Source organism: Azospirillum oryzae, from assembly GCF_008364795.1.
Taxonomy (GTDB): Bacteria; Pseudomonadota; Alphaproteobacteria; order Azospirillales; family Azospirillaceae; genus Azospirillum; species Azospirillum oryzae.
The window spans coordinates 20,345-33,706 of the sequence record NZ_VTTM01000014.1 but is presented as its reverse complement, the minus strand read 5'-3'; the positions used below and the strand labels follow the sequence as shown (position 1 = coordinate 33,706).

At 67.5% G+C, this 13,362-nt stretch carries 9 protein-coding genes; 5 read left to right on the top strand and 4 right to left on the bottom strand.

Annotated elements, in window-relative coordinates:
• Positions 1-59: 59 nt before the first annotated feature.
• From FZ938_RS26375 to FZ938_RS26365, 3 genes are all read right to left on the bottom strand, one after another.
• Positions 60-2,351, bottom strand: coding sequence for a hybrid sensor histidine kinase/response regulator (locus FZ938_RS26375; protein WP_149201255.1), 2,292 nt, complete (start codon positions 2,349-2,351; stop codon positions 60-62).
• 588 nt (positions 2,352-2,939) lie between these two features.
• A complete protein-coding gene (locus FZ938_RS26370; protein WP_109152634.1) occupies positions 2,940-3,284 on the bottom strand; it encodes a hypothetical protein in 345 nt (114 codons plus the stop codon).
• A gap of 20 nt (positions 3,285-3,304) precedes the next feature.
• Positions 3,305-3,706 carry a cyclic nucleotide-binding domain-containing protein gene (locus FZ938_RS26365; RefSeq protein WP_149201254.1) on the bottom strand — a complete coding sequence of 134 codons (402 nt, stop codon included), beginning with the start codon at positions 3,704-3,706 and terminating at the stop codon, positions 3,305-3,307.
• A 278-nt stretch (positions 3,707-3,984) separates the two neighbouring features.
• Here FZ938_RS26365 and gpmA point away from each other — a divergent pair, with 278 nt between their 5' ends.
• On the top strand, positions 3,985-4,746 hold the full coding sequence (gpmA, locus tag FZ938_RS26360) for a 2,3-diphosphoglycerate-dependent phosphoglycerate mutase (protein WP_149201253.1): 762 nt from the start codon (positions 3,985-3,987) through the stop codon (positions 4,744-4,746).
• 31 nt (positions 4,747-4,777) lie between these two features.
• Here the strand turns inward: gpmA and FZ938_RS26355 are convergent, their stop codons facing one another.
• Complete coding sequence (locus FZ938_RS26355; protein ID WP_149201252.1) at positions 4,778-7,066, bottom strand: helicase-related protein; 2,289 nt, start codon at positions 7,064-7,066, stop codon at positions 4,778-4,780.
• A 431-nt stretch (positions 7,067-7,497) separates the two neighbouring features.
• Between FZ938_RS26355 and FZ938_RS26350 the strand changes: the two genes are divergently transcribed.
• From FZ938_RS26350 to FZ938_RS26335, 4 genes are all read left to right on the top strand, one after another.
• Positions 7,498-8,334 carry a WecB/TagA/CpsF family glycosyltransferase gene (locus FZ938_RS26350; protein WP_246458094.1) on the top strand — a complete coding sequence of 279 codons (837 nt, stop codon included), beginning with the start codon at positions 7,498-7,500 and terminating at the stop codon, positions 8,332-8,334.
• A 3-nt stretch (positions 8,335-8,337) separates the two neighbouring features.
• Positions 8,338-10,680, top strand: a complete 2,343-nt coding sequence (locus FZ938_RS26345) for a GumC family protein (RefSeq protein WP_211101173.1) — start codon at positions 8,338-8,340, stop codon at positions 10,678-10,680.
• A 135-nt stretch (positions 10,681-10,815) separates the two neighbouring features.
• Positions 10,816-12,111 carry an endo-1,4-beta-xylanase gene (locus FZ938_RS26340; RefSeq protein WP_149201250.1) on the top strand — a complete coding sequence of 432 codons (1,296 nt, stop codon included), beginning with the start codon at positions 10,816-10,818 and terminating at the stop codon, positions 12,109-12,111.
• A 158-nt stretch (positions 12,112-12,269) separates the two neighbouring features.
• Positions 12,270-13,235: a class I SAM-dependent methyltransferase gene (locus FZ938_RS26335; protein WP_149201249.1), complete on the top strand. Its 966-nt coding sequence runs from the start codon at positions 12,270-12,272 to the stop codon at positions 13,233-13,235.
• Positions 13,236-13,362 lie beyond the last annotated feature (127 nt).

Here is a 13,362-nt window from a genome sequence, read left to right as displayed (position 1 = left end):
CCCCATGAACTCCCTATTCTGCGCCAGTTTGAGGCAAGCCAGCTTCAGAAAGGGTTAATTCAGGCCGCGGACTCGTTCTCCAGCGCCTGTTCGCCGCCGTCGGGTTCGCCGCAATCGGGCTCGCCACCGTCGGCCGTGCGGCTGCCCGGCCGTTCCGACAGGATGGCGGCGATGGCGTCGCGCAGTTCGTCCGGGGACACCGGCTTGTGCAGCAGCCGGCAGCCGGTGGCGACCGCCTCGCGGATGCGTTCGGGCGCGGTATCGCCGGTCAGGATCAGGCCGGGCACCGGCCGGTCCAGCCGCTCCCCCACGGCCGCCACGGTCTGTACGCCGGTCAGCCGCCCCGGCAGCCGGAAATCGCTGACGATAAGGTCGGGCATGGGGCCGTCCTGTGGCGGCGCCCCGCTTTCCGGTGCACCGAACAGTGCCAGCGCGCTTTCACCGTCGACCGCCGCGACCACCCGATAGTCCCAGCTTTCCAGCAGCAGCCGCACGGCGTCGCGCTGGATCGGATCGTCCTCCACCACCAGGATCAGCCGGTCGCCGCTCTGGACCGGATCGAGGTCCGGCGCCGGCGCCTGGGTCGGCGGCCGTTCGGTGCCGACCACCGGCACATTGACCGCGAAGACGGAGCCGCGGCCCTGGAGCGACCGCACCTCCACCGTGTGTCCGAGCAGCGCCGCCTTGCGCCGCACCTTGGCCAGTCCGAGGCCGAGGCCCTGGCGCCGGTCACGCTCCGGATTTCCGAGCTGGACGAAATCCTCGAAGATGTTGTCGAGCTGTTCGGCGGGAATGCCCGTCCCGGTGTCCCACACCTCGATGCGCAGCCAGCGGCCATGCCGGCGGCAGCCGATGGTGACGCGGCCCTTGTCGGTGAACCGGATCGCGTTGCGCAGCAGATCGCCCAGCATGCGCGTCAGCAGCGTCCGGTCGGTGCGGATCACCATGCGGGTGGGCATCGCGCGTAGCGTCAGCCCCTTTTCCGTCGCCATGCCGCGGAATTCGGCCAGCAGCTCCTCGAACACCGCCGACACCGGCACGTCGGCCAGCTGCGGCCGGACGACGCCGGCGTCCAGAGTCGCCACCTCCAGCAGGGCATGCAGGAGCTTTTCCCCGGCATCCAGCGCTTCGCCCATCTTCTCGGCGATGCTGCGGTCGCGCGTTTCGGCCAGCCGTTCCATCAGAATGTGATGGAACAACCGCAAGGCCTGGAAAGGCTGGCGCAAATCATGGTTCGCCGCCGAGAGGAACCGGCCCTTGGCCTGATTGGCCCGCTCTTTTTCCTCCAGAGCCCGGCTCAGCTTCAGATTGAGGGTGCTGAGGGCGGCGGTCCGCTCCTCCACCCGTTCCTCCAGCTGCGCATTGGCCAGCTCCAGCTGGGCGTTCGCCTCGGTCAGGGCCTGACGGGCCAGCGCCTCGCGCCGCAGGCTGGCGGCCCCCAGCAGTGACAGTCCGGCAAGCGCCGCCACCCCGGCGACCACCACGAAAAGGCCGCGCTCCATCCGGACATACCAGGGCTCCAGCACGGCGGTGCGCGGGATCGTCACCGCCGACAGGACCGGCAGGTCGGCCATCCGCTTCACGCCGAGGATCGACGGCTTGCCGGTACCCATCCAGTTGGCATCGACCTGGATCGTCCCCGCTTCCAGACGCGGCAGAGGGCCCAGCGACGGAACGCCGATGCCGGCCAGACGGACGCCGTCGGGACGGTACAGGCCGACGGACCGCGCCATCCCGTCACCGAAGGCGTTCAGCACCGGGTTCAAGGCCGACACCGGGACAGCCACCAGGACCGCACCGTCGAAAACGCCCGTCGCGGTGTAGATGCGGCGGGCGAAAAGAATGGCCGGCTGGCCGGCCATATGTCCGAAGGCCGGCAGGATCTGATGCTCCTCACCCGGCGGTAAGGGGCGGACCAGCAGCGAAAGGCCGTCGCTGGTTTCCGGCTCGGCGAAGGCGACGGGGGAGCCATACCGCAGCGAACCGTCCGCAGCCAGTAGAGCGATGCGGCCGTTGCGTTCCACCGCCATCGCTTCCTGCAGGCCGCGTTCCGCCCATGATTTCAGCCCCCGGCCATCCATCCGGCCGGCGACCTGTTCCAGCAGGTCGATGCTGGCGTCCAGCACGCCCCGTGCGTGGCCGTCGAACAGAATGGCCGTCTGCCGGGCGTCGTCTTCGGAGCGTTCAAGCGTGTCCCGGTAATCGAGCGCGGTGACGGCAGCCCAGGATGCGGTTCCCAGCAATGCCAGCATGGCGCAGAGGGCCGCAACCAGGGTCCGCGGCGAGGCGGTGATCCGGCGGACGAAGGCGGAGGACGGCGTGGGTGGTGGGGCCATCTGCGGCGATGACATCGGCCCGGTCAGGCAGGCATCGGACGGACCCGCGGTCCAAAGGACCGAAGCTCCTTCCAAAGCGGCAGCGACAGGCGGGTGACGATCATCGGCGGAAAATCCTCGGCGGTGGCGAAGGGGGTCAAGCGGCGGTCGGCGGGCGTGAGACGCGGCTTGCCCAAACCGTGCCGGACAAGGTCACGCTTTCGATTGTTCCGAATGTTCGAATGACAAATCGGCCTGCATATCCCCGTTTGGTTGATGGACCGGAACTATAGCTTAGCCCCAATAGCCGGAGGAACTTTATCACATAAAGCAATGCAGCGCGACCGGTCTTGGCGACTATGACCATAATCATAACCACCCTGCCCATCCGGTGAATGCAGCTTCAACGATACCATAGCTTTCGGCGCGCAATCATCGTACTGGTCTCCACTTTTAATATTTCATTTTGTTGTGGCCGTCCGCAAAGACCGAACCCTGGGATCGAAAAGCCGCACGGGGACTGCGTCACTGCGCGCATGGCAAACCGAACAAACGGCAAATGGCCGCACGCGCAGGATGCGCGGCGGCATGATGTCGATCAGCCAGGCGATTCAGGAAGGCGATTCAGGGAGGAGGTGCGACGGTCGGTGTTTCACCGCGCACGATCAGGATCAGGCCGTCGTCCGCGGCTTCCAATTCCTTCCCGGCGTCGCGGGGGATCGGAACCTTCTGGCGGCGACAGAAGAGCAGAAGCAGCGCCAGCGTCTTGCTGGGCGTGAACAGGACCTCCCGCGTTCTGGAGGCGCCGCTCTGCTGAATTTGAACCGACAGACCGCCTTCCGAGGTCGGCGTCACCGTCGTGACGACGCCCAGCGGCAGGTCCGTCTGATTGGGGGCCTTCTGGTACCAGGCGAGGGCTTTTTTCAGGGCGGAATTGGTGAAGAACAGCTCACGGGTCTCTACGATCATTCCATACCCTGACCAAACACTCAGGCCCGGCCGCCCTCCAGTCCCGGGTTCAGCCGGAACGTAATCGCGCGCCCCAGTTTGGATTCCCGCAGAAGGATCTGCTTGGTTTCCAGCAGCTTGATGGCCCGGTTCACATTGGGCCGCTGCATGCCCAGCGCGTCAGCCAGTTCGGACTGCAGCACCGGAACGGAGCGATCGAAATGGAGCCTCCGGCTCAGATAAGTGAACACACGAAGCGCCTCCAGAGTGATCTCGCGGTCGGTCGACACGGCTCTGGAGATGACGTCATGATGATGCAGCATCGTGGCCTCGGTACGCAAGGTTGTCAGGTTGCTGGGGCGATAATCGGAATGGTTCGGCATTGCGCCGCGCAGACCCGCTGCGCCGGGTAAAGTCTGCGACCCCGTGTTCGGCTCGGTCATCGTCTCTTCCCATCCGCTGCGGCCGGCAAGGCCGGTGATTTCAGGTGGGGTGACCGTACCGCACGATTATTGTCCGAGTATGTCGCCAAGATTTCGCGACTGACATAATTGGTGTCTCCGGAGGCAATCATGAAACCGGGTTGAAACCACATCGCGCGGTCCGGCCTGCCTGTCCCGCCCGGCTGTGCGATGATTTGTCGCGGGAACCCGTTCGGCTAAAGGTCTGTTTCAACGGGGAAGTGCCCGAAGGGCGGCCGGCTACGGAAGGGAGATCCGCCATGCACCGACTGATCCTGTTGCGCCATGGCCAGAGCGTGTGGAATGCGGAAGACCGCTTCACCGGGTGGACCGACGTCGGCCTGACCGACCGTGGGATCGCCGAGACGCACAAGGCGGCCGACCTTCTCAAGGCCGCCGGCATCGACGTGGACATCGCCTTTACCTCGGTGCTGAGCCGCGCGATCGAGACCCTGCACCTCGTCCTGCGCGACATGGACCGGCTGTGGCTGCCGGTGCACAAGCACTGGCGCCTGAACGAGCGGCATTACGGCGCGCTGCAGGGATTGAACAAGGCGGAGACGGCGGAACGCCACGGGGCGGAGCAGGTGTTCCAGTGGCGGCGAAGCTGGGATGTTCCGCCGCCGCCGATCGAGCCGGACGACCCGCGGTCCGCCGTCGCCGACCGCCGCTATGCCGGCCTCGCGAAGGCCAACCTGCCGCGCGGCGAAAGCCTGAAGGACACCACGGAGCGGGTGGTCCCCTTCTGGCGCGACGAGATTGCACCGGCGTTGCGACTGGGGGCGCGGGTTCTGGTGTCGGCCCACGGAAACAGCCTGCGCGGGCTGGTCAAGCATCTGGACGATGTCGCCGACCACGACATTCCGCTGTTCGAAATCCCCACCAGCCGCCCGCTGGTCTATGAACTGGGCGCCGACCTGACGCCGCTTCGCCGCTACTTCCTGGGCGAAGGCAGCACGGTCGAGGAGATCAACTGGCCAAAGCGCGAGGGAGCGAATCCGGGCAGCAGCGCGGCGGCGTGAACTCTCCTCTTCCGGTGCGGGAGAGGGTGCCTTATGGAGTCGCGCTCTTTCGCTTCGGGCCTCGGCCAGTGCGGGGGCCTGTGCGGGGACCACCCCGGCCGGTGTCCCGCCCGCCTTCCTTCGCCACCGGATGGTGGAAGTGGTGGGGGTGGCCGACCGGCTTCTCGCCGTTGCCACGCTCCGGTCCGCCACGACGGCCGCCGCGGCGGTCCTCGACGCGGCTGCTGTAACAATTGTCGCAGACGCGGAACCGGTGGTTGGCCTTCAGCCTCGCGCCGCAGACCGGGCAGGCGCGGGCGAGCGAGCGCTCGGCGAGCGTCCGCTCGATGAAGGCGTTCAGGTGCGCCCGGCGCTCCTGGCACAGATCCATCTCGGGATAGGCGTCGGGGAAACGGTAGGCCAGCCAGGCGTAGGCGGTCAGTTCCTTCACCGCGCGCTCGGCCTTCTCCAGTTCCACGTCGGTGCCGACACTGTGACGGAAGCGCTCGGCGGCATCGGGGGCGGCGTTGGGGATGCCCCTGCCCTGGTTGACCGCCCAGCCGCCGAGAAGGCGCAGGTTGTTCTGGTCGCGGGTGTCGATCGGGCAGCGGGCCAGCATGTCACGCTGGGCCAGCGGCAGCTTGGCACGGTCCACCGCCGCCGCCGCCTGGATGCGCTGCTCCAGGTCGGTCATGCGGAAGGTCTGGTTGGCGCGCAGCAATTCCTGCCCGGCGGTGCGCAGCACCTTGGCAAGGCTGTCGGTGTCCAGTTCCCGCGCGATGGCTTCGACATGGCTGAGGTTGGGCGAGATCCACGACCGCGGGTCTTCCGGCGGCACCGGCGGCGAGGTCAGCGCCCGGCGCACCGGGTTGATGTTCTCGCCGTCCAGCACGGCGACGCGGCCTTCCTCATGCATGCCGAACCGGCCGGCCCGGCCGCCGATCTGCCGGATCTCCGACGCGGTCAGCTCGCGCTCCTCGCGCCCGTCATATTTGCGGGTGGTGGAAAGCACGACGCGGGCGACCGGCAGGTTCAGCCCCATGCCGATGGCATCGGTCGCCACCAGCACATCGGCGGTGCCCTCGCGGAAGCGGCGGGCCTCGGCGCGGCGGACCTCAGGCGACAGGGCGCCGTAGATCACCGCGACATTGTGGTTGCGGCCCAGCAGGTCGTGTCGCAGAGCCATCACGTCCTTGCGTGAGAAGGCGATCAAGGCGTCGCCCGGCTTCACCTCCTCCAGCTTCACCCGCTCCTCCTGGACACGCAGCGGCGACTTGCGGGTGAACTCGACTACTTCCAGCTCCTCGCCCATGGCATCGGCCAGACGCTTGACGTAGGGAATGGCGTCGGCCGATCCGGTCATCAGGATTTCCGGAGCGGCCACGCCGGCCACCGCCTGGGTCCAGGCCCAGCCGCGGTCGGGATCGCCGATCATCTGGATCTCGTCGATGACGCAGGCGCCCCACACCTTGGACGTGTTCACCATCTCGATGGTGGAGGAGGTGAAGGCGGCACCGGGCCGCACGTCGCGCTCCTCGCCGGTGACGAGGCTGCAGGGGCGGCCGCGCGTTTCCAGCGCCTCCTGCCCCTCCAGCGCCAGCAGGCGCAGCGGCGCGAGGTAGCAGCCGCTCTCGGCCTCCGCCAGCCGGTCCATCGCCGCGTGGGTCTTGCCCGAATTGGTCGGGCCGACGTAAAGCCGCAGCTTGCGGATCATCGCGCGGGCGGTGGCGAAGCTGTCCAGATAGACGCCCATGCCGGACGCATCCTCCAGCCGCTCCCGTCGCACCTTCAGGCCGGCGCGGGATGCTGCGGTGGAGAAGGCCTCCTCCATCGCGTCGAGCAGGGTCTGCAGGCGCGGAATCCGGCCGCCGAAGCCGACGACGCGGCCCAGCTCGTCGGCGAAGCCCTTCGGCCGCCAGGACTCGCCGAAGCCGGCCGCCCGCTGCGCCATCGAGGCGAACCAGCCGTCGACGCGGTCCCTCGCCTTGGCGATGGCGGGAGAGGACAGGCAGGCGCCCTTCACCCGCTTGCCCAGCGCCTTGGCCTGCGGCCGGCCGAAGCCCTCGTCGATGGTCAGCAGGCCCCACAGGTCCGCCTCGATGTCCGGCAGCGGGCCGAGCGCCACCTTGAAGCGCAGCTTCAGCTTGCGGTCGGTGCCCGGGATCTGGACGAGGTGGTTGACCGCGACCGACCAGCGCGCCGGGGTGCTGTCGGCATCCACCTCGATCCCGTCGCCGCGCACCACGGCGGCCACCGCGCGCAGGGCGTCGCGGCGGTCGAATTCGTCGGCAGTGCCGGGCGTGCGGCCCGAACGGGCGTTGTCGGAGGTGTCGTCGGTCATGGATCGTCTTTTCTTGGAATTGCCCCGGTCATGCAAGCGCTTCGGCTGATCGGGTCGGCCGCACAGCCGATCCATCCGGCTGGTGGGCAGGCCGGTGGTTGCGTCATCCGACAACAGCCATAGAGCGCCAGGGTCTCTCTTTATGGCCGGGATCCCTCTTTATGGGTCTGACCGGTCGATTCGGCAAGCCGAATCCCCCGAAGGGAGCAAGCCCGGGCTAATTCGAATCCGTCGCCGTTTCGCCGATCTCGCCCGTGCGAAAAGGGGGGAGGACCGGCCACATAGAGCCACGCAGGTTTGGTGGCCGGCCCCAACGGGTTAGCCGCCGCCGCCCGGCGGACAGGCCCGACATCAGGCCAGGCCGGATCGACCGCAAGACCGGTCGCGAAACGGTCAATGCTTTGTTCCGACTAATTTTTTGGGAGATGCGCATGCCGAACCCTCGTGAGGTCCTGGAACTGATCGAGCGCATGCGGTGCATTTCGAACGACGGCGAGCGTCGTGCCCTGATCGATTATCTGGGCGCGGTGGACCGTCCGACAGTGCTGTCCTTCCTGAACGCGCATGGCCTGAACGTCTGCATGGGCTCGGACGCGGCGCTGGCCGCCTTCGCTTCGTCGGACGTCCTGCTGCGCGACGGGATCGGGTTGCAGGCGGTGCTGCCGGTACTGGGCCGGCCGGCCGGCCTGAACATGAACGGCACCGACTTCATCCCGCTGCTGCTGAAATCGCTCGCCCCCCGCAGCGTCGCCATTTACGGCACCGCCACCCCGTGGCTGGACCGTGCCCGCGTCGTCCTGGAAGCGGCCACCCCGCACCGCTACGCCGACCTGCAGCACGGCTTCCACCCGACGGAGCATTACATCGCCCAGGCGCGGGCCACCCGCCCCGACGTCATCCTGCTCGCCATGGGCATGCCCAAGCAGGAAGAGGTCGCGACGGAGCTGAAGCGCGCACTGGACCATCCGGTGCTGATCGTCAACGGCGGCGCCATCGTCGATTTCCTGGCCGGCCGCTTCAAGCGCGCTCCGGAAGCGGTCCAGCGCTCCGGCCTGGAATGGGCCTTCCGTCTGGCGCAAGAGCCCCGCCGGCTGTTCCGCCGCTATTGCATCGGTGCCTTCGGCTTTGCCTGGAGCACCATCCGCCTTCGCCGTGCCGCATCCCTCCGCACCCGCGGATCGGGCGCCGCAGCGCCCGCTTCCACCCGGATCTCCCCCCGGATCTCCCAGTCGACGATCCGCCGGTCGCCTATCCAGAAGGAGCTTTGAGACGTGGAAAATCTTCCCCAGATCAATAACGGAGGTCCGGGCGGCCCGCCGGCTCCGGCATGGCCCACCCAGGCCGGCCACCACATGCCGCGCGATTTCGACGGTCCGGCTCCGGCGATGGGCCCCGACTTCCGCTTCATCCTGCGGGTGCTGGCGGCCCACAAGACGCTGATCGCCGCCATCGTGCTGGCGCTGACCGCGCTGTCGGCCTTCGGCGTCTCGCTGATGAAGGACAAATACACCTCCGAAGCGCTTCTGCTGGTCGACAACCGGCAGGTCCGCGTCGTCCGTGCGGAGGATCAGGCGCTGAACGCGATCACGCCGGAAGACAGCGCGATCCTCAGCGAGATCGAAATCCTGAAGTCGACGGCGGTGCTGACCCAGTCGATCGCCGATCTGGGGCTGGCGACCAACCCCGAATTCAACCCGCCGGTCCAGTCCGACGACAGCAAGCCCTTCGTCGAGCGCGCCACCGCCTGGACGCGCGAGCAGGCCCATGCCGTCTTCGGTCCCGACCTGCCGGGCTTCGTCGACGCGGTCCTGGCCCATGGCGACGACATGACCAAGGACACCCACCTGCGCGAAACCCGCGCCGCCGACAGCATCGACGGCGTTCTGGACCGCGTCCGCCGCAATCTGGAAGTCGGCATCGTCGGCCGGTCGCGCGTGATCCAGGTCCGCTACACCTCGCTCGATCCGGAAATCGCCCAGAAGGTGGTCGACACCGTCGTCCACCGCTACATGGAAACCCGCCAGCAGATGGACCGCGATCTGTCCACCAGCGCCGTCGCCTGGCTGGAAGACCGCATCGGCACCCTGCGCAAGGAAGTGGCCGCGGCCGACACCAAGGTCGACGCCGTCCGTTTCAAGGCCGGTCTGGTCAGGAACGGCACCAACGGCCTGATGGCGACCACCGAGCTTGAGCAGGCCCGCCTGCGTCTGGCCGAGGCCGCCGCCAACCGCGCCCGCGCCGTCGCCCAGGCCCAGACGCTGGAGCGCAGCTCCGGCAACGGCGGCAGCCTCGCCTCCCCGGTCGTCGCCCAGCTGCGCGCCACGGTCGCGTCGATCTCCACCGAACTGGCCCAGCTGTCGCGCCAGTATGGTCCGAAGCACCCGCGCATCCAGGAACTGCAGGCCCGCCTGAACGAGGCGAACTCCTCGCTGCAGCAGGAGGTCCGCCACGAGATCGCCGGCGTCCGCGAAGCGGCCAACGTCGCCGTCGAGCAGGAAAACGCCCTGAAGTCGATGATCGCCAAGCTGGAATCCGGCTATCAGACCATGGCCGAGGAAGCGGTGCCGCTGCGCACGCTGGAGGCCGAGGCCCAGGCCAAGCGCCAGTTGCTGGACAGCCTGCTCGGCCGTCTGGAAGAGGTGCAGGCCCAGCAGGACAACCGCGCCTTCCCGACCGCCGTCAAGCTGGTCTCGGCGCCGCAGGTCCCGCATGAGCCGTCGGGTCCCTTCCGCATCCTGCTGCTGCTGGCTGGTTTCGTCGCCTCGCTCGCCGTCGCCGTCTTCATCGTCTTCGGCATCGAGCTGTTCCAGCGCCGCATCCGCACCCCGGACGCCGTCCGCCGCATCCTGGGCGTGGGCACGGTCCACATCGTCCCGCACCACTCCACCCGCGGCGCCCGCGGCCGTCTGGACCAGATCTTCCAGAACCATCCCTTCTCGCTGTTCTCCGAATCGATGCGCGCCCTGTTCCGCAACCATCTGGCGGACATGGGTCCGGTCGGCTCCATCGCCGTCACCTCGGCCCGCCCGCAGGACGGCAAGACGTCGATGAGCCTCGCCGTCGCCCAGGTTGCGGCCCAGGCCGGCCGCCGCGTGGTGGTGGTCGACACCGACTTCCGGCGGTCGCGCATCGATGCCCTGTTCAACCTGTCGGCCAAGAAGGGCCTGTCGGACTGGATTTCCGGCACCGCGACCCTGGACGAGATCGTGCACAGCAGCGAAGACGCGCCCTATGCGATGATCCCGGCCGGCCGCCTGATGTCGGAGACGCTGGACCGCTTCAACGTCGACGGCCTGATCCACCTGATGGCCGGCCTGTCGCCGCACTTCGATCTGGTGGTGTTCGACACCGCCCCGGCGCTGGCCGTGTCGGATGCCCGCATCGTCTGCGGCGCCGCGTCGAAGGTGATGTTCGTCAGCCGCTGGGGCCACACCACGGCCAGCGACCTGCAGGCGGTCGCCGATCTGGGGCCGATCGACCATTCGAAGTTCGTGGCGGTCATGACCGACGTGAACCTGAAGAAGGCGGCCTCGCGCGGTTACCAGGGTCCCTACAACAGCTACGTGGCGACCCGGAAGTACTATGGCGACACCACCCTGCGGACCGCTCCGTAAAGCAGGCAGGGTAACCTGAAGCTCCTTCGACCCGAGGCCCTTCCCTCACCGACGCTGCGGCGTCCGGAGGGAGGGGTCTCTTCATGACCGGAACCCGCTACCGGCCCCAACATCCGGAAGAGAGAGCCCCTCCGCATGACCGAGAGTCCGAAGCCCGGTTTTCCCAAATGGCGTCCCCAATGGCGTCCAAGCCGGCGCGATCTGATGTGGACCGCCGCCGCCGGCGCGGTGCTGGCGAGCTGCCGCGGCGCCAGCGGCCCGGCGGCCCCGGCGGAGGCCGCAGCAACCCACGGGGAAGCGGCGGAGCCGGCGGTGACGCTGCGCGAGGCCTGCCGGGCGCTGGGCATCCGCCACGGTGCCGCCCGCGACCATTTCGTCGATCCGGAAGACCCCATGCTCGACCGGCTGATGGCGCGCGAATGCGACGTCGTCACCCCGGAGAACGGCGGCAAATGGGGAGTCTTCCAGCACACGGAGGGCAATTTCGACTGGCGCCGCTTCGACGCGGCGGTGGAACTGGCGCGCAGCATCGGCGCGACGCCGAACTGGCACACCATCATCTGGCAGCATATGGGCATGCCGCCTTACATGAAGCTGCCGACGGCCCGGCAGGCGGAGCTGGGCATTTCGGAAAGTGCTTATTTCTCGCCCGAGGGCACGCTGAGCGAGGAGAATGTCTGGCCGCGCTTCACCGGCGTGGTCGAGGCGGTGCGGCAGCGCTACGGCGATATCTTCTACCGCATCGACGTCGCCAACGAGGTCTTCTTCTGGGAAACGGCGGAAAGCCACCCGCGCCAGCAGGACCGCTACGGCTTCCGCCGCGGCATGTGGTGGGTGGCGGCCGGCGGGGCGGAGAAGGGGCCGGAATGGCTCGATCCCTTCTTCCACCACGTGCACAAGGCCTTCCCAAAGGCGAAGCTGGTGCTGAACGAGTTCGGCATCGAGATCGACGAGGGCTGGCAGCAGCGCAAGCGCGCCTATCTGCTCGACTGGCTGACCGGGGCGGTGAAGCGCGGCGTGCCGATCCACGGCATCGGGCTGCAGAGCCATCTGATCGGCGGCAAGCCCTATGACAGCGCCGGCATGCGCAAGTTCCTGCGCGCCGTCGACAAGCTGGGCCTCGCCGTCCATCTGACGGAGATGGATGTCGACGAGACGCGCCTGCCCCGATCCTGGTCGCGGGCGGAGAAGGACCGGGCGATGGCCCAGCTGGCCCGCCAGTATCTGGCCGACATGCTGGACAACGCGCGGGTGGAGGAGCTGTGCTGGTGGCACCTGCGCTCGGACCTGAATTTCATCGCGCGGGAGCATCCCGACCTTCACCCCCACCCCTCCCCCTATGACGAGAACTCCCGGCCGCTGCCGCTCTACACGGCGGTGGTGGACACGTTGCGGGAAAAGGCGCGCACCGGCAGGGTGCGGTCAGGCTGATGTCCGGCGAGGGCGATGCGCAGGGGAGGTAAGCCTCTGTCGATCGCCTCCCCCTCCGACAGGTCCGCGTGTTTTCTCCTTCGCGTGCGGGCGCCGGTTCCCATGCCCGATTAGAGTCCTTCATTGCGTCCGGCACCCCCCTGATGGAGAGGTCGATCGTGCAGAATACAGCCGACACGTTGCCGATGGATCGGCTGCCCGCCGACCGGAGGACCGACGACGCCCTCGTCGAGCGCTACCGGAGGAAGTTCCACCTTTCGCCGTCCTATCCGCTGACCATCGAGATGGTGCAGCGTCATTGGACCCTGGAACGGCGGCTTGCCCGCGAGTTGATGGAGACCAAGCCGGAGGAGCGGTGGGATGCCTTCGAGAAGGCCTACACCACGCTCTACACCAGCTGTCCCTGGCTGAACGAGGCGGAGGACGACGCCCACACCCGCAACGACGACTTGGACTTCCGCCATTTCCTGACCCTGTTGGGCGGGCCGCAGGATGTCTACGAAGTCGGATCGGGCAAGGCGCGGCTGCTGCGCTACCTCGCCCGCCACGGTTACCGCTGCGTCGCGACGGAAGTGACGCGCGAGCGTGGCGCCAACTGGATCGAACAGGAATCCAACGTCACCTGGAAGAACAGCGACGGCGTGCATCTGGCCCAATTCGAGCCGGCCGGCCGCTATGACAGCGTGGTCTCCACCCATGTGGTGGAGCACATGCACCCCGACGATGTCGTCACCCACATGACGAACGTCCACACCATCCTGAAGCCTGGCGGCAAATATGTCCTGAGCATGCCGCACAAGTTCGCCGGTCCGGCCGACCTGTCGGAGGTGTTCGGGCTGCAGGAGCCGGTCTGCATGCATCTGCGCGAATATGGCTGGGGCGAGACCGCGGCGATGCTGCGCGAAGCCGGCTTCGGCCGCGTGGAGGCGGCCTATGTCGTGCCGATGGCGGTGCGCCGCCACATGAACCTGCATTTCGCCAGCCGTGCCTATTTCGGCTACATGCGGGTGGTCGAGGCATTTTTGGGACGGCTGCCATTAACCCTAAATCGCAAGCTCGGAAGGATAGGTCAGCTCTATATGTTCAGGCCTGAGGTGTTCCTGGTTGCGCACAAACCGCGCTGACGCCGCGAGCGAACACGGAAATTCGTTTCCGTTCAATATGTTATCTCCACAAAAGAACCCCTTTGTTGCTGCAATGCATCGGCAAAGGGGTTTTTTGTGTCTCATTCTTTTCACAAGTGATAGTGGC